This is a genomic window from Aestuariivita boseongensis, from assembly GCF_001262635.1.
Classification (GTDB): Bacteria; Pseudomonadota; Alphaproteobacteria; order Rhodobacterales; family Rhodobacteraceae; genus Aestuariivita; species Aestuariivita boseongensis.
The window spans coordinates 1-20,763 of record NZ_JXYH01000042.1; the positions used below are offsets into that span (position 1 = coordinate 1).

Genomic DNA, 20,763 nt, shown 5'->3' on the forward strand with positions numbered 1-20,763 from the left:
TGTCTTGCGCGGCCGTGGGGCCCAGGTGGCGGGTCAGCTCGCTGCGCATATGGGCGTGCGCCTCGGCGATCTGGTCGGGTGTGGGGGTGAGGCCGGTGCCGATGGCCCAGACCGGTTCATAGGCGATGACGAGCCGGGCGGGGTCGGCCTTTTCCGGCAGCGAGCCCGCGATCTGGTTGGAGAGGATCGCCAGCGTCTCGCCCGCCTCGCGCTGGGCCAGGGTTTCGCCGATGCAGAGGAGGACGACGAGCCCTTCGGTCAGGGCGACCTGTGCTTTGGACTGAACCGTTTTGTCGGTTTCGCCGTGATCGGTGCGGCGTTCAGAATGGCCCAGGATCACATGGGTGGCGCCTGCGTCTTTGAGCATGGCGGCTGAGAGATCGCCGGTATGGGCGCCGGACGCCTGAGGGTGGCAGTCCTGCGCGCCGATGGCGATGGCGCTGCCTTCAAGCGTCTGCGCGGCGCGCGAGATCAGCGTGGCGGGCGGGCAGATCAGCATATCGACGGCGGGATCGGGATGGGCGCGGGCGAGGATGGTCAGCTGATCCAGATCGGTTGCGATCCCGTGCATTTTCCAGTTGCCTGCCGCGAGTTTTCGTCTCATGCCCATCCCCTGTTTCTTTGCTGCAACCCGTGGTAGCACCGCGCCAATCCACAGACAACGGGATTGGATATGGGTGAGATACCTCAGCTGGATGCGCGCAAGCTGGCGGCGCGCGATGCGGGCGAACTGGCGCGGCTGCGTGCGGCTGCTGAAACGATCGGGTTTGTGACCGTGGCAGGCACCGCGCTGGATGCGGAGCGGGTGGGGCGGGTCTTTGACGCCTATCGCCGGTTCTTTGCCGCGCCCGGACCTGTGAAACAGGCCGTGGATATGGCGCGTACCGGGGCCAATCGCGGCTGGGGCGGGCCGGGATCGGAACAGGTGAACCCCGAGGCCAATCCCGATTACAAGGAAGTGTTCGATTGCGGGTATGAATTGCCCGAGGGGCATCCGCTGGCCGCGCGTGGGCTTTCGGTATACGCGCCCAATCAATGGCCCGATCTTCCGGGGTTTCGCAGCGAGATCGAAGGGTATTTCGACGCCGCGCGCGCCGTGGCGATGGATCTTTTGCGCGCGATTGCCGTGGCGATGGGCGAGGATGAGGCCAGTTTCGATGCGGCGTTCGATGCGCCCATGGCGCTGCTCAGGGGTAATTATTATCCTGCGCGGCCTGATTGGGCGGGGGCGAAGGATTTCGGGATCGCGGCCCATACCGATTACGGCTGCCTGACGCTTCTGGCCACGGATGGCACGCCCGGGCTGGAGGTGCTGAACCGGGATGAAGAGTGGGTGCCGGTGAAGGCGGAGCCCGGGGTCTTCGTGATCAATTTCGGCGAGATGCTGGAGATGTGGACCGGCGGGCGGGTGAAGGCCACCTTGCACCGCGTTGTCGGTGGGCCGGAGGAACGGCTGTCGGTGCCTTTGTTTTTCAACCCGGCCTGGGACACGAATGTGGCCCCGCCGGGATCGGGTGAGGAGATCCTGGCCGGTCCCCATCTGACGCGCCGGTTCGAGGAGACCTATCTGCATCTGCAGGAGGGGTGAGGGCGCGCGCAAAGTGTTTCGCGCGCGAAACAATCGCTCAAATTTTATCGGTCTTCAGTCAGAGATCCGCGAGCGCCCGGCGTGCCCAGTCGCATGCGGCGTCGGGGTCGTCGAGTAGGTCTTCCGGCATGGTCCAATAGGGCATGGAGGAGGCCGCGCCATCCTTGCGGGTATAGGTCCAGGGCGCCCAGCCAGCCTGTTCAAAAGCCGCCGGCATGTTGCCTGCGCCTTTTAGTTTGAGGCTGCCGTCGCTCATCAGAATGGCGAAGATCGTGTCGCCCGCGTAAATGCCCAAGCCCCCGAACATCTTGCGGGTGGTCACAGGGCCCAGATCGGAAAAGAGGTCGGTGACGAAGGCGATCTGTTCGTCGCTGACGGCCATCAGCGCTGGGTCATCTCGGCGTTGAGTTCGTCGATATCCTTGAACTTGATCGATTCCCCGCAGCCGCAGGCATCGGCCACGTTGGGGTTGTTGAAGCGGAAGCCCGATTCCAGCAGGCTCACTTCATAGTCGATCTCGGTCCCGAAGAGGAACATCTGCGCCATGGGAGCGATCATCACCCGCGCGCCGTCCTGTTCGACCACCTCGTCATTGGGGTCCTGTTCGGCCACGTATTCCATCGTGTATTCCATGCCCGCACAGCCGCCTTTCTTGACGCCGATGCGCAGGCCGGAATGGCCTTCTTTCTGCATCAGTTTCACGATCTGCGCGGTGGCGCGGTCGGTGAGTGTGACAGCCTGCTTTCCTGGAATGCCGAACATGGGCGGATCTCCTTTGTGGGTAATCTAGGCGTTTGGGCGGGCTGGCTCAAGGGGGATAAGATAGATTTGGGATACATGAAAACAGCCCGGCCGCATGGGCCGGGTGTTCGTCATGTTACCAGTTGCCGGGTGATTGACCGGGCGGGTCGCGCGGGACGGCAGGCTTACATGAAGCCCAGTTCAAGCCGTGCCTCGTCGCTCATCATGTCCATGCCCCAGGGCGGCTCCCAGGTGAGTTCGACATCAACCTGTTTGACGCCCGGAATGGGTTCGATTGCATCGGCAACCCAGCCTGGCATTTCACCGGCAACCGGGCAGCCCGGCGCGGTGAGGGTCATGATAATCCGAACCTCGTTTTCGTCATTGATATCAATGGTGTATACAAGGCCCAGCTCATAGATATTGACCGGGATTTCGGGGTCATAGACGCTGCGGCAGGCGTCGACGATCTGGTCGTAAAGCGGGTGATCTGTGGACGAGGGTGCAATCAGCGGAGCGCCTTCAAGCGGTTCGCCTTGCATATTCATCGGGGACTGATCCATGGCTGCCTCATGTCTTTCCTGAGTGAATATATAGGGAAATGCGCGGGAAGGGTAAAGGGCGGCTTCCCTTGCAGCGCGGGAAAAGCTGAAGGCCCGCAAGGAAATGCCGCGTATTCGTTTCGAACTGCGTCTTTTCGCGCCGTATCTGTGGGGCCCGGAGTTGCCGGTGGCACGCAACTGTCATTGACAGGAAGGGAATACCTGCGGTTTTATCTGTGCATTGGTACTTAAGAGGTAATTCACAATGTTAGCAATTAAGCAGAAATTGCGCCTTCTTTCCATGACCTGTGCCGTACCGGCGTTGATGGCGGGGCCTGCAATGGCGGACCCCTCGGTCGGATTTGGCCTTTCGATCAAATTTGGCAGCGGCGTGGTTGAAACCGGTGTCGGGATACGTGTGTTTTCCGATGACGAGGAGGATACCGGCGCGGCGTCCATTGGCCTTGACTACATGTTCCAGAGCCAAAGCTGGCGCGGAACTGTTGGGGTCGCGTATCTGGGTGACAACTGGTTTGCCGGTCTGGATCTGGGCTTTGGCCTGTCGGGAAGCGGTATGGACTTTGGCGTCAGCCTGGGTGGCGTGGATACAGAAGCGCCCGCAGCGCCGCCAGCTCCGCAGCAGCCAGCCCCCTACACGTTCTGATCAGATCGATGTTGCGCGACGCCAGGCTGCGCTCTGCAAGCGGGGTGCGCTGGTGGAGGGAGGTGAAGCGCAGGTATGCGTGAGCCTTCCCGGCGCGTTTTGCTGTGCTGTGAGACCGGTCACGGCAGCGGGCATGTCACGACCCTGGCCACGGTCGCGCGGGCGCTTGGTCCGGGGTATCCCTGTCAGGCGATCATTCCCGAGATGGACCGGGCTGATGTTCTCAGCCCCGTCTGCGCACGCGTGGATCGCGGCGCGGTGTTGGCGCGCCTGCCGGGGCGGCCAGCGGCGGGTGCGTTCAACTGGGCCGTCTGGCTGGACAATCGCGGCTATGGCGAGCCTGAGGTCCTGAAGGCACAGTTCGACTGGTGGGCTTTGGCGCTGCAGACAATCAAGCCCGCCCTTGTCGTGGCGGATTATGCACCCACGGCGCTTTTGGCCGCCCGTGCGCTGGGTATTCCCACGGTGGCTGTTGGCGCCGCTTTTGGTTCGCCTCCTGCCACCTTGCCGTGCTTTCCGGAACTGCTGAGCCGAGATCAGGCCGCGCTGCTTGCGCCGGTGTCCGGGGAGCCAGCCCCGTCTGAGGACGCGATTTGCGCGTGCGTGAATGCAACGCTGGGCCCGCTTGGTGTGCCGCCACTGGCGCGGCTTCCTGAGGTCTATGCCGCCGATCTGTCATTGCCTCATGGCGTCTCGATCTGGGACCCGTATGACGGGGCCCGTAATCTCCCGCTTGTGTTGCCCTTTGATTCCATGCCGCCCTTGTCAGGGGGATCGGGCGAGGAGATCTTCATCTATTTTTCAGGGTTGGAACTGACCGAGCCCGCCATCCAGGACGCGCTGTGCCGCTTGCCGTTCAAAGCCTGTCTTGTGGCACCGGGTCTGACGCCTGACATGGCCAGGCGTTTGCAGGAAAATCCCTGCCTTTCGATCGCACCGGCGCCGCTGCCCCGCGAAGAAATCGTGCGCCGCAGCCGCATGGTTCTGTGCGCCGGGCAGGCCGGAACGCTTGCGCTTGCGGTGCTGGCCGGCTTGCCGGTTGTCGCGCTGCCGATGCATCACGAGCAATTGTCCAACGCCCTGCGCGCCGCCGAAGGTCTGACTTCGGTGCGCATGGTACCGAAAAAGAAGCGGAGTGCTGAGACCATACTCGACATCATATCCGAGCTTTGGGAGCGGTCTGCCATTGCAGCGGCGGCAAAGCTTGCTGCAATGGATCTGCGCGACGGCTATGACGGGGCTGCGCAACACGCATATCGCAAGGCGATCCTTGCGATGATGCGGGACAAAGGGGGGGGCGGCGCGCGCCTGTGATGCCCGAGCGCGGAACAAGGCCGCGCCCCTCTGGCAAGACGCGGCCTGAGATCGTGGCGGATCAGAAGCTTATCCGTGCGCCCAAGACAACGCTTTGCGCATCTTGATAGGATGTCGCCGAAACGTCGTCATAGCTGTATTGGCGATAGCCGAAATAGGCCTCGATATTGTGGTTGTCGAAGTCTTGCACGATGCCGATGCCAAAGCTTTCCGCGTCATCGCCGAGCGATACGAAATCGGACCCCGAATAATAGTCGATCGAGACCGCCGTTTCGCCGATGGGCAGGACGTTCATCCGATAGCCGAACTTGGCGTAATGGTAATCCCCGCCCGTGTTGCGGTCGCCTGCAGCGAAGGTGGCGTTAAAGCCCGAGGGCATGGCAACCGTGATCGACCCGAACACATCTTCGCGATCAGGAGACCCGTCGCGTTCGCGAACCTGGTAGCCAAGGCCTGCCTCAATCTCCATGCCGCCGGAAATCTCGGCCTCGTATCCCAGACCCACATCATAGAAGTCATCCGAGTTGCCCCGTGTCAGGATGTCCTGGCCATAGGCTACGCTGAGTGTGAAGCCGCTGAAATTCGGGGTGTCATAGCGGATCCGGCCCCGGCGGCTGCCGTCGAGATTGGCGAATGCGTCACCGATCTGGATGCCCGAGAGCGCGCCGCCGGTTGTGCGCAATTCAAACCCGCCGGCGATATCTCCGATAGAGACGGATGTGGCCAGGCCCGTACCTGAGAGCGACCGATCCCCGATCCCGTCCGAGGCCATGCTGCCCTGACCGAAATAGAACGTGCCGGCGCGCGCGGTTTCAAACTGCAAATCCACGTGACGCAGATCGGTGCGATCCCATTCGATGCCGCCGGGTGTCATGGTTTGGCTGATGCCGCTGGTGGGGCGCAAACCCAGACCGCTTTCAAAGCGGAAGCGCAGTTCATTTTCGCCAAAGGGTTGGCGAAGCAAAAAGCCCACGCGTGTGTTGGACGCCGCATTGTCCGCGAACGTGTTCGTGGTTGTCCCGCCATCGTCGAAGGACAGGTACGAAGGGTTGAACTGGCCATAAAAGGTGACTGAACCGCCCGAGGCGTTTTCATAAGTGGGGCCTGCAAATGCCGGGGTCGCAAGCGCTGCGCAGAGCGCTGTGGCCGACAGGGCAGCTGATGTCCGAGATGTCATGCTTGGGGTCTCCTTGGGATTGGTGAAGGGGACGTAAGTACCGTGGCCCAAATGTGAACGAAGCTTTTGTGAAGATTTCCGCACAGGCGGCTTACGGAAATGCACAGAAGACCTTGCACGCCTTGGCAAGCGGCAGGATTTGGCGCAGAAGGCGCGGACTTGTGAAAGATGAGGCCTGCCCATGGCTGCGACATTCGAATTTCAACTGAACGCCACGGATGGGGCGGCGCGCACCGGGGTGATCCGAACCCCGCGCGGTGAGATCCGCACGCCTGCCTTCATGCCGGTGGGCACAGCCGCGACGGTCAAGGCGATGATGCCCGAAAGCGTGCGCCAGACCGGTGCGGATATCATTCTGGGCAACACCTATCACCTGATGCTGCGCCCTACGGCCGAACGGATCGACCGGCTGGGCGGCTTGCACAGGTTCATGAACTGGGACGGGCCGATCCTGACCGATAGCGGGGGCTTTCAGGTGATGAGCCTTGCGGGCCTGCGCAAGCTGACCGAAGAGGGCGTGACCTTCAAATCCCATATCGACGGGTCGAAACATGCGCTGACACCGGAACGGTCGATGGAGATCCAGCGCCTTCTGGGCAGCGATATCGTGATGTGTTTCGATGAATGCCCCGCCTTGCCCGCGGACCGGGACCGCATCGCGCAAAGCATGCGCCTGTCGATGCGCTGGGCCAAGCGGTCGCGTGAGGCGTTTGGAGACCGGCCGGGCCATGCGCTGTTCGGTATCCAGCAGGGCGGGCTGGAAGAGGATCTGCGCGCCGAAAGCGCCGGGGCTTTGCAGGAGATCGGATTTGAAGGCTATGCCATTGGCGGCCTGGCCGTGGGCGAGGGGCAGGAGGCGATGTTCGGCTGTCTGGATTATGCGCCGGGGCAATTACCCGCCGACAAGCCGCGATACCTGATGGGTGTGGGCAAGCCCGATGACATCGTGGGCGCCGTGGCGCGTGGCATCGACATGATGGATTGCGTGTTGCCCTCACGCTCGGGGCGGACGGGGCAGGTATTCACGCGGATGGGTGTGCTGAACATTAAGAACGCGCGCCATCAGGATGATCCGCGCCCGCTGGATGAAAACTGCGGCTGCCCGGCCTGCCGGAATTACTCGCGCGCTTATCTGCATCATGTGTTTCGCAGCCAGGAGATCATCAGCTCCATGCTGTTGACCTGGCATAATCTGCAGTATTATCAGGATATTATGTCTGAAATGCGCACCGCAATCGCGCAAGGCACATTCGCGGCGTGGCAGTCCGCGTTTCACCGTGGCCGGGAACAGGGCGATATTGATCCTCTGTGATCGGTGGACCGCCGCGCGAGCGGAACAAGTCAAAAGGAGGACGCTTTGCCGATCTTTCAAAAAACCACCCCGCGGGAGATGAAATGGCGCATGGCCATTTTTTCGGTGATTTTCTTTGTGATGATGGCTGTGACGTCCTGGATGGGTGTGCGCAGTACCGGCATGATTTTCTTTGTCTTTGGATGCGCTGCGGCGGCTCTGGCGGTGTATTGGGCGCTGCGCGACAAACGCGACAGGCAGGGCTGATCCCGCACGGCGCGGGTTTGCGCGGGATCTGGTCGCACCAGGCGTTTGCTGGGGGCGGGTTTGCCGACTGGTGGGCCTCGTCTTAAGGGGGCGGGAGCAGGGCGATATTGATCCTCTTTAGCGTCATTTCGTTGATTTCATTGAGATGTTCTCTCATGGTGGCGGCGCAGAAGACGCGAAGAAGGACCATCCGATGAAATTCAAACTGACGCTTGCCCTAGTGGCCGCATTCGGCCTGCCGGGATGCGAGGTGCCCGTAATGATCGCCGCCGCAAACAACGATGCGCAGCTGTCCGGGCTGACGACCATCACCTTTCCCGCGAAGATGGTCGTGAATGTGGCCGATACCGAACAGGTCTATGCCGGAACGATGCTGGGCCGCATGTCCGGGGCCGCCGAGATCGAGATGACTTCGCAAAGCGGTGAGACATGTACCGGGTCTTTGCCCGCGCGCGGTGCCGGGCAGATGGTGTGCGGCGCGCGCGTCTTTGTGCTGGATCGCCGGGAGGATGAACGCCAGAGCATGTCGGGCGTTGTCTACCGGACGGGCAGCGTGGAAGGCTATGCCTATCAAACGGCCTTCGGCTGGGGCCGCGGCGCGGAAGAGACGGTGTTGCGCCAATCCATCGCGCAGGAACGCAGCCTTTCTGCGAAGGAAACGCGTGAGTTGAACCCAGGCTGACCTACAAGGTCAGGAATTCCACCATATGAGCCGCGCGCAGCATCGCTAAACTGACCGTGTCATCTGGGGAGATGCCGGCATGCATTTCGTTTTGTTTACAATTGCTTGGGTTTTTGCGGGTGCCATGGCGGCGATCATCCTTGCATGAGACAGGCGGCGGATATTGACGCGGTGTTCGCCTAAAAACTGACGCAGGATGCGGCGCGTTTTTTAAGAGTGTCGCGTTGTTATCTGGCTGCGCCTGCGTCAGTTTCTGCATCTTTGACCCTGCGCTGTCATATTCGGGCGCCGGTCTGAGGGCAGGCATTGATCGCACCTGCGATTTTCTGTGGAAAAGATCAGTCTTTTTTGACCATTTTCCCAAAGGCGGATTGCACCTGTCCAAGCGCGCAGGCATTCTTGATGCAAGCGCTGGCTTGAAACAGGCACTGATCAGGCACAGTTTAATAGTCCGTAAAGGAGATGGCGGGTGTTGCCTCGAAGAGGGACCGAGCCATCTTGCCAATGATAAGGAAAGAGCATGCAAGAACCCCTGAACGCATCCTACCCGGTTTTGCCGTTGCGCGATATCGTGGTGTTCCCGCATATGATCGTACCCCTCTTCGTGGGTCGCGAGAAATCGGTGCGCGCGCTGGAAGAGGTGATGGCCGATGACAAGCAGATCCTGCTGTCAAGCCAGGTCGATCCGGGCGTGGATGATCCCGATGCCGACGGCATTTACCGCGCGGGCGTGCTGGCCAATGTGCTGCAGCTTCTGAAGCTGCCCGATGGCACCGTGAAAGTGCTGGTGGAAGGCCAGGCGCGGGTGAAGATCACCGAATTCGTCGAAAACGAGAACTTCTTCGAAGCGCGGGCCGAATACCTGACCGAAACGCCGGGCGATCTGACCACGACCGAGGCGCTGGTGCGCACGGTCAGCGCGGAATTCGAACGCTATGCCAAGGTGCGCAAGAACATCCCCGAAGAGGCGCTGGCCGCCGTTGGGGAGACGACCGAGCCTGCGAAGCTGGCTGACCTAGTGTCGGGCCATCTGGGAATTGAAGTGCATCAAAAGCAGGAACTGCTTGAGACGCTGTCCGTGTCCGAGCGGCTTGAGAAGGTCTATGGCCTGATGCAGGGCGAAATGAGCGTGCTGCAGGTCGAAAAGAAGATCAAAACGCGGGTCAAATCCCAGATGGAGAAGACCCAGCGTGAATATTACCTGAATGAGCAGATGAAAGCCATTCAGCGCGAGCTGGGCGACGGCGAGGATGGCGAAGGCGAAATCGCCGAGCTGGAAGAGCGCATCGCCAAGACCAAGCTGAGCAAAGAGGCCAAGGAAAAGGCCGAAGGCGAGCTGAAAAAGCTGAAAAACATGTCGCCCATGAGCGCCGAGGCGACCGTGGTGCGCAATTACCTGGATTGGATGCTGTCGATCCCGTGGGGCACGAAATCCCGCGTGAAGAAGGATCTGAACCGGGCGCAGGATATTCTGGATGCCGATCACTATGGCCTGGAGAAGGTCAAGGAGCGGATCGTGGAATATCTGGCGGTTCAGCAACGGTCCAAGAAGATGAAAGGCCCGATCATGTGTCTGGTGGGCCCCCCGGGTGTGGGTAAAACCTCGCTTGGGAAATCGGTTGCCAAGGCCACGGGGCGCGAGTTTATTCGCATCTCGTTGGGTGGCGTGCGCGATGAATCCGAGATCCGGGGGCACCGCCGGACCTATATCGGCTCGATGCCCGGCAAGATCATCCAGGCGCTGAAAAAGGCGAAGACGACCAACCCGCTGATCCTGCTCGATGAAATCGACAAGATGGGGCAGGATTTCCGCGGTGATCCTGCATCCGCCATGCTGGAAGTGCTGGATCCGGAACAGAACTCGACCTTTGTGGATCACTATCTGGAGGTGGAATACGACCTCTCGAACGTGATGTTCCTGACCACGTCGAACTCCTACAACATGCCGGGCCCGCTTCTGGACCGGATGGAGATCATTCCGCTGGCCGGCTACACCGAGGACGAGAAGGCCGAGATCGCTAAACAGCACCTGATCGGCAAGCAGATCAAGAACCACGGCTTCAAGAAGGGTGAGTTCACGCTGACCGATGATGCGCTGACCGCGATCATCCGCACCTATACCCGCGAGGCGGGTGTGCGGAACCTGGAGCGGGAGATCGCCAAGGTGGCGCGGAAAGCGCTGACGAAGATCATCAAGAAAGAGGTTGAGGAAGTTGTTGTAACTGCCGAAAATCTCGATGATTTCCTGGGTGTGCCGAAATACCGCTTTGGTCTGGCCGAGAAGGAAGATCAGGTCGGTGTGGTCACTGGTCTGGCCTATACCTCGGTCGGTGGAGAACTTCTGAGCATCGAAGCGCTGCGCCTGCCGGGCAAGGGCCGGATGAAGACCACGGGCAAACTGGGCGATGTGATGAAGGAATCCATCGATGCGGCCAGTTCTTACGTGCGCTCGATCAGCCCGCAGATTGGGGTGAAGCCGCCTCAGTTCGAGAAATGGGACATCCACGTGCACGTGCCGGATGGTGCAACGCCCAAGGACGGACCTTCGGCGGGTCTGGCGATGGTGACCTCGATCGTGTCGGTGCTGACAGGCATTCCGGTGCGCAAGGACATCGCCATGACCGGCGAGGTGTCGTTGCGCGGCAACGCCATGCCCATCGGTGGTTTGAAGGAAAAACTGCTGGCGGCGTTGCGGGGCGGTATCAAAACCGTGCTGATCCCGGAAGAGAACGAAAAAGACCTGCCGGAGATCCCGGACAATGTGAAAGAGGGGCTGGAGATTATTCCCGTCACCCACGTGTCCGAAGTTCTGAAACTGGCGCTTGTCGGGGAACCGGAACCGGTGGAATGGGACGAAGCCGCGGAAGAGGCGGCTGCGGCGACTGCCGCAGCCTCGGCCACATCCGGGTCCGGTGCGACGGCGCATTAACAGACGGTCGCAAACTGTGAACACAGCAAAGCCGCCCCGGATATGGGGCGGCTTTTCACATTGGTTACACCGGTTCTTACTCGGGCACTATTCTCATGGGACGATAGTCACCGCCGCCCACCAACGCGATGATGATGATTGTCATAAGGAACAGGGGCAGGACGATGCCTGAGCTGCTTCCCTGAAAATCCGCCGACTGCGTCGAGAATGTTTCGATTTCTTCCGCGGTCATGCGGGGTTGCGGTGCTTTCTCACCGGCCAAGGCCGCTGTGCTCCCAAAGCTGGCGAGCGTTGTCGCCAAAAGCAGATTTTTCAACATTTTCGTATCCCCCAAACGTTCAAGTAAAGTTGAACTGCCCGTGGAGAGCTTATCAAGATTGACAAACTAAGCCAGAAAAAACGGGCCAGACCGTTGTCGCATCAGAGACTGATGGGACAGACCACGTCGACGCCCGCAGGGCGTGCCCGCGGACAGATCGAAACGCGCAACGGGGGCAAGTCGGGGAGCTTAATCGCCCCCGGTGACCGCAGCAGCAACAAGGATCAGAAGCATGAGCGGCAGGATCACACCCGCGCTGCTGCCTTGCAGATCGGCGGATTGGGTCGAAAAGGTTTCGATCTGATCTGCAGTCATCCGGGGCGCAGCATTGTCTGTTTCTGCGAACGCGGCGGGAGCGACAAAAGCCAGCGAAGCGGCCAGGAGCGAGTTCTTGAGCATATCTTCTACCCTTGGTTACATGATTACCAGATATTGGCGGGACATATTGAAGATAGCCTAAATAAACCCTGTGCTTTCGTCAAAAACTATCCTTGCCTGCCCCGGAATGCCCCGGGACAAGCGCCTCACATCATGTATCTGCGTAGCAGGAGCGGTTTAGCCCGCTGACACATATGAGTAAGACATCGTTTTGTCGCCGCCTCCGAACAAGGCGATGCCGACCAACACCAGAAGAAAGAGCGGCAATATGATCCCTGCGCTGCTTCCCTGAAATTCGGCGGATTGTGTCGAATATGTTTCGATCTGTGCAGCCGTCATGCGTGGTGTCATTTCTCCGCCTTCTGCAAAAGCGGCTGTGGCGCTGAAAGCCACGACCGTTGTCGCCAATAGTGTCTTTTTCAACATATGCGTATCCCCAGATAATTTGGTTTTGGCAGCGAAGCAGAAAATGTGCTTCGGCTCGAAGGTACCAAGAATGCGTTTTTTTTCAAAGTTAATGCGTTTTTTTTCAAAGTTTCTGAATGCCAGAGAAGCTTGGCGCGTCTTTCCAACATCATGCCGGTCGGGCCGGGCCGACATTTGCTTCCGAGGGAAATCGGTGGAAAACCGGCAGGATTTTCGTTAAGTTGTGACCATAACAAAGAAAATAATCATCAAGGCGAGTAGTATGACAGCGAAATCAGGCACGCGGGCCACGACGGCCACGCGCAAAACATCCAAATCCACTGCGGCGAAGTCCAAGGCGAAAAAGCCCAGAACAGCGACATCGACCGCCACGCGGCGCGCCTCCGGCAAAACGCCGGCGGTGACACCCAAACTGGTCGAGGTGAAGGAAGCCACTGTGGCCAAACCGGCTCTGCGCAAGAAAGAGCTGATCGAGCTGGTGGTCGAACGGTCCGGCGCGAAGAAGAAAGACGCCAAGCCCGCCATCGAAGCGGCGCTTGCCGTTCTGGGGGAGGCCCTGGCCGACGGGCGCGAACTGAACCTGAAACCCTTTGGCAAGCTGAAGATCGCGCGTCAGGAAGAAAAATCCAACGGAACGGTGATTGTCTGCCGCGTGCGCCAGCCGAAAGACTCACCGCCCGAGACATCCGCCGATGGCGGATTGCACGCCGCCGAATAGACACATTGCCTGGATGCTTTTTCCCGATAGCGTCTGGCCCGGATCACGGGCTGCGAATTCTTGGTCAAGAGGCACTTGCAACTGAAGGCGTGCGAGGCTAATTGGTGCGCCCAAGGGTGATTAGCTCAGTGGTAGAGCGCTTCGTTCACATCGAAGATGTCAGGAGTTCGAATCTCTTATCACCCACCATTTACTTTTCTGATGCAGGTGACGTGACAGGCGGGTGGTGACCCGCGGGATTTGGTGTGACGAGGGCCTGCCGATGAGTTTTCCTAAAATCTGGTTTCTGCGCCACGGGCAGACCGAATGGAACGCGGTGCGGCGGATTCAAGGCCAATCGGAGTCGCTGCTGAGTGAACAGGGGCGCTGGCATGCGGCCGAGCAGGCGAAGATCATGGCGCCGATCCTTGCGAAACATGGCCCGCGCTGTGTGGCCTCGCCTTTGTTGCGCGCTCGCGATACGGCGCGGATTGCGCTTGGGGAGTATCCTTTCGCAACCGACGCGCGGCTGATGGAAATCCATGCCGGTGACTGGCAGGGGCTTTATTACGATGATGTGCTGGCGCGCTGGCCCGATCAGGTGAACGATCAGATGACCGCGCTGGAGCTTTTTGCCCACGCGCCGGGCGGCGAGGGGCTGGATGCATTTCACGCCCGGATCCGCGCGGTTCTGGACGAGCTGACCGAACCCACGGTGATTGTGGCGCATGGTCTGTGGGGGCAGGTGGCGCGTGCGATCCTGCGGGGGCTGGACGGGGATGCGATGCGGCGGCTCGATAACCTGCAGGGTGTGGTTTATGCGCTGGAGAACGGGCAGGAGACCGTGCTGCGCGCGCCCGACTGAGCGGCCTTTGGCGGCGAGGGCCTTCAGCTATCAGAAGGGTCTTGCGCCGATGGATCGGCTTTTGTAAAGGACGTCCTGCGGGTCGTTAGCTCAGTTGGTAGAGCGCTTCGTTTACACCGAAGATGTCGGGAGTTCGAGCCTCTCACGACCCACCATTTCTTCCCATTGCGATCTGCCGAACCCAGCTTTGAGGCTGCGTTAAACCCTTGTGGTGTCAGCTGATCGCGGCATTCAATGAGGATTTGTGAGTATTCGCACAGCGCATCGCATTCTATGTGGGTTTCTGTGCGCGGGAACGTCACCTATCTTGAAGCCAACCCGAGTTTAGGAGCGCTTGAGATGAGCTGGAACCCCGTACTTGATCCCGATGTCCCCATTGGCGACGCTGTGGATGGAATCGAAACCGTCATAGTCCCCCGCGCCCGCGATCTGGGTGGGTTCGAGGTGCGCCGCGCCCTGCCGGCCCCAAGGCGGCAGATGGTGGGGCCTTTCATCTTCTTCGATCAGATGGGTCCGGCCGAATTTCTGCCCACCAAGGGCATGGATGTGCGCCCGCACCCGCATATCGGGCTGGCCACGATCAGTTATCTCTATCGCGGGCGGATGCATCACCGCGACAGCCTGGGCACAGACAGCTGGATTGAACCCGGTGCCGTGAACTGGATGGTCGCGGGGCATGGCATTACCCATTCCGAACGCACCGATGATGACACCCAGATCGATCCGATGCCGTTTTTCGGTATTCAGACCTGGGTGGCCCTGCCCGAAGAGAACGAGGATGACCCCGCCTATTTCGAGCATCAGCCGAAAGAAGCGCTTCCGTTCTTCGAAGGCGAGGGGAAAGAGGTGCGTCTGATCCTGGGCAATGCCTATGGCGAAAGGGCACCGGTCAAGGTCGCGTCCGAGATGTTTTATGCCGATGCGGTGCTGCAACCCGGCGCGTCCATCCCCTTGCCCGATGATCACGAGGACCGTGGGGTGTATGTGGTGGAAGGTGAGGTCTCCGTCGCCGGCGACCGCTTTGAAGCCGGGCGCATGATGGTGTTCCGCCCCGGCGATTCCATCAGCCTGAAAGCGGGCGATCAGGGTGCGCGTCTGATGCTGCTGGGCGGGGCGACGCTGAATGGATCGCGCCATATCTGGTGGAACTTCGTGGCCTCGTCCAAGGACAAGATCGACGCCGCGAAAGAGGCCTGGCGCGCAGGCGATTGGGCGCATGGGCGTTTCAGCCTGCCGGTTGGGGACGACACAGAATTCATTCCGCTGCCCGAACGGTGATCGGCCTCAGCGATTGCCATGCAAGAAATCGGCCCCTGCGATGCATTTGTTTGCTTGACGGGGCAGGGGCCGCGCCATATTAGGTCCAGACGTTCGGTTCGCCGAACGGGCAGTGAGCGGTTGTAGCTCAGTTGGTTAGAGTACCGGCCTGTCACGCCGGGGGTCGCGGGTTCGAGCCCCGTCAACCGCGCCACCGCTGCCACCACACCCGGCCCGGGCAGGGCACATGATGCGCGGTTGTAGCTCAGTTGGTTAGAGTACCGGCCTGTCACGCCGGGGGTCGCGGGTTCGAGCCCCGTCAACCGCGCCATTTACCCAAAAAATCAAACGTCATTTCGCGCAGTGGCTTTGGCGATGGCGCATGCCGCTGTGGTGCCCGGTCAGTAGCTGTAACCAAGCGCGGTTTCCAATGGCATGTTCAGCTGCGAAAGCATGAAGGCGCGGTCATCCTCGGACAGCCGTTCTGGCGCAGGATCCCGGTTTTCGACAGACGGGTTGAAGTTGTTTCCCATGCGCCGGGACGGCATGCGGAAGTCTTCCCGTTTGGGATCGAGACCGTAGAAGGCGCGAAAATCCGTCATGAACGCTTCGGGGTCGGCCAGAAAGGGTTCCAGTTTCACCAGCGCGATATGGCAATCGCGATTCAGCATGCCCAACAGCGCCTCCATCTTCGCGCGGCGCAGGGCAAAGAGGTTGCCGAACCTTTCCCCGGTCAGGGGATGGCGGTCGAATTGCAGATCCATCCCTTCGACCTTCATTTCATGGTGGATCATTTCGAAATCCGCGGGCCTGTCCACGATCGACAGCCAGGGCGCGCGCAGAAAGTCGGAAAAGCCAAGCGCCTGCATATTTGGATGCGCATGCCAGGGCCGCTTATACATGGATATCGCCCAGTCTTCGGCGTTGCGGAAGGCGCAGACCACCAGCAGATCGCGCGGGATGGCCACCATGGTGGGAAAGCCGTGTTTCCAACCCAGCCCTTCGGTGCGAAAGATGCGCGCGTTGCGCTGGATGATCTTCCGGATCAGGTTCGTGCCGCTCGCCCGCTCGCCCAGCACCTGATACATGTCGGGTGGCCCGTCCCCGCACAGGCGGAAATGATAGCCTTGCGTCTGCATATCTGCGCTGATGGCGCTTGGGTCTGTCATCAGGCTCGGCCCCTGGCGTGTTCTCTTTTTAGGGGATTCTACACCGGACTGGTTTGAGGTAAACACAGAACAGATCACGGGCAGAACCCGGAACATATCGGGCAAGGGGCAAGCAGAATGCCGGAAATCGCAATCGTCACCATGGTGCGGGATGATCCGTTCTTTCTGGATATCTGGCTGCGCTATTACGGCGGGATGTTCGGGCGCGAGAACTGCTATATCGTGAACCACGGGCGCGGCGAAGAGGTCGCGCGTATGGCCGAAGGATGCAACATCATCGGCATCCCCGGCATCCACCACAAGAATTTCGACATGAAGCGGTGGCGGATGCTGAACAATTTCGTCATGGGGCTGCGGTCATATTACGATTACGTGGTTGTCGGCGATGTTGATGAACTGGTGGTGATGGACCCCGATTGCGGGATGGATCTGCGCGAATTCCTGTCCCAATCCAAGCCGCGCCGGGTGCTGACGCCCGTGGGTCTTGAGGTGATCCACCGGATCGACTGCGAACCGGATCCGATCACCGGCACCGTGCTGGGCCCGCGCCGCCATGTGCGCCCCGCGCCGCATTATTCGAAACCCTGCGCGATCTCTGCCGGAACCAAGATCGCACGCGGCGGGCACTACACCGCCTTCCCCGAGCTGATCACGCCGGAACATATGTATCTGTTCCACCTGAAATTCTGCGATTTCGCGGCCTATGCGAAGGCGATGGATCACCGCAACGCGGTCACCCAGGCCATCGGCGTGGGTTTCAAGGACGCCGCGATCGGTCGCCACTGGTTTGCCGAAGACCGGGGCGAGGATCGCGAGGTCTTTGAAGCCTTTGCCGATCTGGACATGCAGGAGGGCTTTGACCTGACCCCCATCCGCGATGAGATGCATCGCAGCTGGTCCCCGCGCGGAGAGACCGGCTTCTGGCAGTTCGCCCGCCCCGATTACGGGACGCAATACCTGTTGCCCGAGCGGTTCAACGGGATCTTCTAAGTCTCTATCGTGGAAAGAAAATCCACCAAGGCGGCAATGGTGTCGCCAGGATTCTGGTCGGGAAAGAAGTGCCCGCCCGGGATCGCGGCGGATCGCATATCGGCCAGCCGGTCCGCCCAGGTACCGCCCACATCATAGGTTTTCGCCATGGGCCCGTCGGCCCCGTAAAGCACCAGCGCAGGGCAGGTCACCTGACGATCCAGATCGGCGGCGTCGTGGTGAAAATCCACCTCGATCGCAGCGCGGTAATCGTTGCACATCGTGTGGATCGTCCCCGGCTTGCGCCACGCCGCGCGATAGGCCTCAAGCGCCTTTTCGTCGAACTGATCCAGGCTGGCCTTTCCCCAGCCCAGAAGACAGCGCTCAAAGTAAAGATCGGGGTCATGACCGATCAGCGTTTCGGGAAATGGCGTGGGCTGGGCCAGGAAGAACCAGTGATAGTAATCCTTGGCGACCTGTTGCGTCAGCTGGTCCAGCAGAAGATGCGTTGGCACGATATCCATCACCGTGAGCGATGCCACCGCATCAGGCGCATCCAGCGCCATGCGATGGCCCGTGCGCGCGCCCCGGTCATGGCCCACAACGTGAAACCGATCAAATCCCAGCGACCGCATCAGCGCCACCGGATCGGCGGCCATATTGCGGAAGCTCATCGCCTCCACCCCCTCGGGCGTGCCGCTCGCGCCGTATCCGCGCAGATCCGGTGCGATCACGGTGAACCGTTCGGCCAGCACAGGCGCGATCCCGCGCCACATGGCGCGCGTTTGCGGAAACCCATGCAGCAGCAGAAGCGGCGCGCCCGAGCCCGCCATGGAATAGGCAATTTCGACAGGACCACCGGCAAAGCGATGGTCGGTAAAGCCGGGCAGGATGGACATGGGGCTTTCTCCTTGCGTTGCGGCGACCGCTGCGGTCTAGATCGCCGGAATACGGCCTTGCAGAGATCGAAGGAAGAGCCCGCATATGCAAAGGATGCGCAATGCCCCTGGCCTGGGCATCTCCTTCATGATCGCGGCGATGTTCTGCATTTCGGTCAATGACGCGCTGATCAAGCTGATCGGGCTGTCTTATCCGCTGCATCAGATCGTGTTCATCCGCAACGGAATCGCCTGTCTGGTGATCCTGATCCTGATCTGGCGCACCGGGGGCTTTGCGCAGATCCGCACGAAAACGCCGGGCCTGCATATGCTGCGCGCGGCGCTGATCGTGATGGCCAATACCACGCTTTACGCCGCCTTCATCGTGATGCCGCTGGCAAAGGTTACGGCGCTTTACTTCGTCGCGCCCTTCTTCGTGACGCTTTTGTCGATCCCCATTCTGGGCGAACCGGTGGGCCTGCGCCGGCTTGCAGCCATTGCGGTGGGGTTTCTGGGCGTTCTGGTCATGGTCGCACCGGAACTGGGCGGCGGTCTGGGCTGGGTTGCCATTCTGCCGGTTGTGGCGGCGGCGGGCTATGCCTCGGCCGCGGTGCTGACGCGGAAACTGGGGCAGGCGACAAGCGCCGCCGCGCTAGCGCTCTATCTGCAGCTGGCGTTCCTTCTGTTCACCTCGGCCATGTTCCTGATTGCGGGCGACGGCAAATGGGAGCCGCTGGCCAGCAATGACAGCCTGCGTTTTCTTTTGATGGCCTGGCGCTGGCCCGATGCGCAGGACTGGCCCTTTCTGATCGCATTGGGCGCATTGTCGGCGGGCATCGGCTATTTCATCTCCCAGGCCTATCGGCAGGCTCCGGCCTCGACCGTGGCGCCGTTTGAATATGTGCTCATGATCTTCTCGATCTTCTGGGGCTATACGCTCTTTGACGAATGGCCCGCGCCCAGCGTCTTCGCGGGCGCGGCGATCATCGTTGCCAGCGGCTTCTACATCGTCTGGCGCGAACGGCGGATCAAAGCCCTTTCCTGATCTTCTTCTCTTTCCAAATACCGGCGGGGGAGGCCCGCAGGGCCGGGGGCAGAGCCCCCATCACAGCAAAAAGAGTGCGCGGAACGCGCACAATCGGATCAGGTCAATGCATCCAGCACACGCGCCCAGGACCGGATGCCTTTGTGAAAGCTTTCCATATCGTATTTCTCATTCGGCGAATGGATCTGGTCGTCATCCTTGCCAAAGCCGATCAGCATGGGCGTGGTGCCGGTGATATTCACGAAATGGCCCGCAATCGGGATCGACCCGCCGCAGCCGATATAGGCGGCCGGGTCGGGCCATTCGTCGCTCAGCGCCTGGCGCGCGGCCTCGAAGGCGGGATCCGAGGTGTCGAACTGACCCGCTTTCGATGCGCCGTGGTCGTGGAACTCGACCGAGCAATCGGGCGGCAGCATGTCGGTGACCATCTTGCGGAAGCTTTCGCGGATCGCGAAGGGGTCCTGATCGCCCACCAGGCGGAAACTGATCTTGGCGCTGGCTTTCGAGGGCAGCACGGTCTTGAACCCGTCCCCCTCGTAGCCGCCGCTGATCCCGTTCACCTCGCAGGTGGGCCGTGACCACAGCATTTCCAGCGCGCTGCGCCCTTCTTCGCCTGCCAGCTGGCTTAGACCAACATCGCCCAGAAACGCGCCATGGTCGAAATTCAGACCGTCCCATTGCGCGCGCAACTCGTCTGAGATTTCGGGCACGCCGTCGTAAAACCCCGGCACCGTGATGCGGCCCGTGTCGTCATGCAGCGACGCGATGATCTTCGACAGAACCCGGATCGGGTTTCGCGCCGCGCCACCATACATGCCCGAATGCAGGTCCTTGCTGGGGCCGGTGATGGTAAGCTCTTCCCCCAGAAGGCCACGCAGCATCGTGGTGATCGCAGGCACACGGCTGTCGAACAGGCCGGTGTCGCAGATCAGCGCCAGGTCGGCTTTCAGCGCGTCCTTGTGCTCTTCCATGAAGGGGATGAGCGAGGGCGAGCCTGATTCCTCTTCCCCTTCGAAAAAGAAAGTGATCGCGCAGGGCAGGGCGCCGTTCACCGCTTTCCACGCCCGGCAGGCTTCCACGAAGGTCATCAGCTGCCCCTTGTCATCCGCGGCGCCGCGTCCACGGATCACGGGGCCTTTGGGCGTGTCTTCCACCTGCGGATCGAACGGGTCGCGATCCCACAGCTTCAGCGGATCGACCGGCTGCACATCGTAATGGCCGTAAAACAGCAGATGCGGTCCGTCGCCGGCGATATGGCCCATCACCATCGGATGGCCGGGGGTGGGGTGTTTGGCGGCCTCAACCCCCAGGCTTTGCAGGTCTTTCACAAGCCAGTCGGCCGCCGTGTCGCAATCGGCCTTGAACGCCGGGTCGGTCGAGATTGAGGGGATTCGCAACAGCTCAAGCAGGCGCTCGGTAGCGGCGGGCAGATCGGAATCGATCCGGGCAAGGACAGCGTCAAGGGACATGGGTAACTCCGGTTTCGGGGTAGTTTGGCGCTGAGCCTAGCCGAGGGCAGCGCAGTGTCCAGAGGCCCTTTGGCGAAAACCCTTGATCCAGATCAA

Annotated in this window: 24 protein-coding genes and 4 tRNA genes; 16 read left to right on the forward strand and 12 right to left on the reverse strand. The window is 60.8% G+C overall.

Annotated elements, in window-relative coordinates:
* Nucleotides 1-604, reverse strand: a 604-nt coding sequence (locus TR61_RS14570) for a triose-phosphate isomerase family protein (RefSeq protein ID WP_157440929.1), incomplete at its 3' end; no start/stop codon positions are given.
* 69 nt (nucleotides 605-673) lie between these two features.
* Here TR61_RS14570 and TR61_RS14575 point away from each other — a divergent pair.
* Nucleotides 674-1,588 carry an isopenicillin N synthase family dioxygenase gene (locus TR61_RS14575; protein WP_050931200.1) on the forward strand — a complete coding sequence of 305 codons (915 nt, stop codon included), beginning with the start codon at nucleotides 674-676 and terminating at the stop codon, nucleotides 1,586-1,588.
* 58 nt (nucleotides 1,589-1,646) lie between these two features.
* Here TR61_RS14575 and TR61_RS14580 read toward each other — a convergent pair whose 3' ends face one another.
* The 3 genes from TR61_RS14580 to TR61_RS14590 all read right to left on the reverse strand — a co-directional run bounded on the left by TR61_RS14580 (nucleotide 1,647) and on the right by TR61_RS14590 (nucleotide 2,877).
* Nucleotides 1,647-1,970 carry a TfoX/Sxy family protein gene (locus tag TR61_RS14580; RefSeq protein ID WP_050931203.1) on the reverse strand — a complete coding sequence of 108 codons (324 nt, stop codon included), beginning with the start codon at nucleotides 1,968-1,970 and terminating at the stop codon, nucleotides 1,647-1,649.
* Nucleotides 1,970-2,350 carry a HesB/IscA family protein gene (locus TR61_RS14585; RefSeq protein ID WP_050931206.1) on the reverse strand — a complete coding sequence of 127 codons (381 nt, stop codon included), beginning with the start codon at nucleotides 2,348-2,350 and terminating at the stop codon, nucleotides 1,970-1,972. Before TR61_RS14585 ends, TR61_RS14580 begins: the two co-directional genes overlap by 1 nt.
* 164 nt (nucleotides 2,351-2,514) lie before the next feature.
* Nucleotides 2,515-2,877: an SUF system Fe-S cluster assembly protein gene (locus TR61_RS14590; RefSeq protein ID WP_050931277.1), complete on the reverse strand. Its 363-nt coding sequence runs from the start codon at nucleotides 2,875-2,877 to the stop codon at nucleotides 2,515-2,517.
* A gap of 334 nt (nucleotides 2,878-3,211) precedes the next feature.
* Between TR61_RS14590 and TR61_RS14595 the strand changes: the two genes are divergently transcribed.
* Together TR61_RS14595 and TR61_RS14600 are read left to right on the forward strand one after the other, a co-directional pair.
* A complete protein-coding gene (locus TR61_RS14595; RefSeq protein WP_216595407.1) occupies nucleotides 3,212-3,535 on the forward strand; it encodes a hypothetical protein in 324 nt (107 codons plus the stop codon).
* A 75-nt stretch (nucleotides 3,536-3,610) separates the two neighbouring features.
* Complete coding sequence (locus TR61_RS14600; protein ID WP_050931212.1) at nucleotides 3,611-4,849, forward strand: glycosyltransferase; 1,239 nt, start codon at nucleotides 3,611-3,613, stop codon at nucleotides 4,847-4,849.
* A 61-nt stretch (nucleotides 4,850-4,910) separates the two neighbouring features.
* Here TR61_RS14600 and TR61_RS14605 read toward each other — a convergent pair whose 3' ends face one another.
* Nucleotides 4,911-6,026: a porin gene (locus tag TR61_RS14605; RefSeq protein ID WP_050931217.1), complete on the reverse strand. Its 1,116-nt coding sequence runs from the start codon at nucleotides 6,024-6,026 to the stop codon at nucleotides 4,911-4,913.
* Between the two features lie 181 nt (nucleotides 6,027-6,207).
* Here TR61_RS14605 and tgt point away from each other — a divergent pair, with 181 nt between their 5' ends.
* The 3 genes from tgt to TR61_RS14620 all read left to right on the forward strand — a co-directional run bounded on the left by tgt (nucleotide 6,208) and on the right by TR61_RS14620 (nucleotide 8,266).
* Entirely contained in the window at nucleotides 6,208-7,338 is a 1,131-nt protein-coding gene (gene tgt, locus TR61_RS14610) for a tRNA guanosine(34) transglycosylase Tgt (protein ID WP_050931221.1), read from the forward strand.
* Between the two features lie 3 nt (nucleotides 7,339-7,341).
* Complete coding sequence (locus TR61_RS14615) at nucleotides 7,342-7,584, forward strand: hypothetical protein (protein ID WP_157440930.1); 243 nt, start codon at nucleotides 7,342-7,344, stop codon at nucleotides 7,582-7,584.
* Nucleotides 7,585-7,777: 193 nt separating this feature from the next.
* Nucleotides 7,778-8,266: a hypothetical protein gene (locus TR61_RS14620; protein ID WP_050931228.1), complete on the forward strand. Its 489-nt coding sequence runs from the start codon at nucleotides 7,778-7,780 to the stop codon at nucleotides 8,264-8,266.
* A 1-nt stretch (nucleotide 8,267) separates the two neighbouring features.
* Here TR61_RS14620 and TR61_RS19980 read toward each other — a convergent pair whose 3' ends face one another.
* Complete coding sequence (locus TR61_RS19980; protein ID WP_157440931.1) at nucleotides 8,268-8,525, reverse strand: hypothetical protein; 258 nt, start codon at nucleotides 8,523-8,525, stop codon at nucleotides 8,268-8,270.
* A gap of 261 nt (nucleotides 8,526-8,786) precedes the next feature.
* Here TR61_RS19980 and lon point away from each other — a divergent pair, with 261 nt between their 5' ends.
* Complete coding sequence (gene lon, locus TR61_RS14625) at nucleotides 8,787-11,195, forward strand: endopeptidase La (protein ID WP_050931232.1); 2,409 nt, start codon at nucleotides 8,787-8,789, stop codon at nucleotides 11,193-11,195.
* Between the two features lie 76 nt (nucleotides 11,196-11,271).
* Here lon and TR61_RS14630 read toward each other — a convergent pair whose 3' ends face one another.
* From TR61_RS14630 to TR61_RS20410, 3 genes are all read right to left on the reverse strand, one after another.
* The gene (locus tag TR61_RS14630; RefSeq protein ID WP_050931235.1) at nucleotides 11,272-11,514 is read right to left on the reverse strand and encodes a hypothetical protein; all 243 of its coding nucleotides are present in this window, start codon (nucleotides 11,512-11,514) and stop codon (nucleotides 11,272-11,274) included.
* Between the two features lie 189 nt (nucleotides 11,515-11,703).
* A complete protein-coding gene (locus TR61_RS14635; protein WP_050931240.1) occupies nucleotides 11,704-11,913 on the reverse strand; it encodes a hypothetical protein in 210 nt (69 codons plus the stop codon).
* 156 nt (nucleotides 11,914-12,069) lie between these two features.
* Nucleotides 12,070-12,492, reverse strand: coding sequence for a hypothetical protein (locus TR61_RS20410; protein ID WP_050931243.1), 423 nt, complete (start codon nucleotides 12,490-12,492; stop codon nucleotides 12,070-12,072).
* A gap of 88 nt (nucleotides 12,493-12,580) precedes the next feature.
* Here TR61_RS20410 and TR61_RS14645 point away from each other — a divergent pair, with 88 nt between their 5' ends.
* The 7 genes from TR61_RS14645 to TR61_RS14675 all read left to right on the forward strand — a co-directional run bounded on the left by TR61_RS14645 (nucleotide 12,581) and on the right by TR61_RS14675 (nucleotide 15,468).
* Nucleotides 12,581-13,036 (forward strand): HU family DNA-binding protein, encoded by a 456-nt coding sequence (locus TR61_RS14645; RefSeq protein WP_082181981.1) that lies wholly within the window; start codon nucleotides 12,581-12,583, stop codon nucleotides 13,034-13,036.
* A gap of 114 nt (nucleotides 13,037-13,150) precedes the next feature.
* Nucleotides 13,151-13,225: transfer RNA gene (locus TR61_RS14650), tRNA-Val, on the forward strand.
* Nucleotides 13,226-13,298: 73 nt separating this feature from the next.
* Nucleotides 13,299-13,880 carry a histidine phosphatase family protein gene (locus TR61_RS14655; protein WP_050931246.1) on the forward strand — a complete coding sequence of 194 codons (582 nt, stop codon included), beginning with the start codon at nucleotides 13,299-13,301 and terminating at the stop codon, nucleotides 13,878-13,880.
* Between the two features lie 79 nt (nucleotides 13,881-13,959).
* Nucleotides 13,960-14,035: transfer RNA gene (locus tag TR61_RS14660), tRNA-Val, on the forward strand.
* Nucleotides 14,036-14,219: 184 nt separating this feature from the next.
* Nucleotides 14,220-15,158 (forward strand): pirin family protein, encoded by a 939-nt coding sequence (locus tag TR61_RS14665; RefSeq protein WP_050931281.1) that lies wholly within the window; start codon nucleotides 14,220-14,222, stop codon nucleotides 15,156-15,158.
* A 116-nt stretch (nucleotides 15,159-15,274) separates the two neighbouring features.
* Nucleotides 15,275-15,351: transfer RNA gene (locus TR61_RS14670), tRNA-Asp, on the forward strand.
* 40 nt (nucleotides 15,352-15,391) lie between these two features.
* Nucleotides 15,392-15,468 (forward strand) — tRNA-Asp (locus tag TR61_RS14675).
* Nucleotides 15,469-15,538: 70 nt separating this feature from the next.
* Here the strand turns inward: TR61_RS14675 and TR61_RS14680 are convergent.
* Complete coding sequence (locus TR61_RS14680; protein WP_050931250.1) at nucleotides 15,539-16,306, reverse strand: hypothetical protein; 768 nt, start codon at nucleotides 16,304-16,306, stop codon at nucleotides 15,539-15,541.
* 117 nt (nucleotides 16,307-16,423) lie between these two features.
* Between TR61_RS14680 and TR61_RS14685 the strand changes: the two genes are divergently transcribed.
* Nucleotides 16,424-17,296, forward strand: coding sequence for a glycosyltransferase family 2 protein (locus TR61_RS14685; protein ID WP_050931253.1), 873 nt, complete (start codon nucleotides 16,424-16,426; stop codon nucleotides 17,294-17,296).
* Here TR61_RS14685 and TR61_RS14690 read toward each other — a convergent pair.
* Nucleotides 17,293-18,174: an alpha/beta fold hydrolase gene (locus TR61_RS14690; protein ID WP_050931256.1), complete on the reverse strand. Its 882-nt coding sequence runs from the start codon at nucleotides 18,172-18,174 to the stop codon at nucleotides 17,293-17,295. The genes TR61_RS14685 and TR61_RS14690 overlap by 4 nt on opposite strands.
* Before the next feature lie 94 nt (nucleotides 18,175-18,268).
* Here TR61_RS14690 and TR61_RS14695 point away from each other — a divergent pair, with 94 nt between their 5' ends.
* Nucleotides 18,269-19,198 carry a DMT family transporter gene (locus TR61_RS14695; protein ID WP_245626901.1) on the forward strand — a complete coding sequence of 310 codons (930 nt, stop codon included), beginning with the start codon at nucleotides 18,269-18,271 and terminating at the stop codon, nucleotides 19,196-19,198.
* 98 nt (nucleotides 19,199-19,296) lie between these two features.
* Here TR61_RS14695 and TR61_RS14700 read toward each other — a convergent pair whose 3' ends face one another.
* Nucleotides 19,297-20,667, reverse strand: a complete 1,371-nt coding sequence (locus TR61_RS14700) for a M20/M25/M40 family metallo-hydrolase (protein WP_050931260.1) — start codon at nucleotides 20,665-20,667, stop codon at nucleotides 19,297-19,299.
* Nucleotides 20,668-20,763 lie beyond the last annotated feature (96 nt).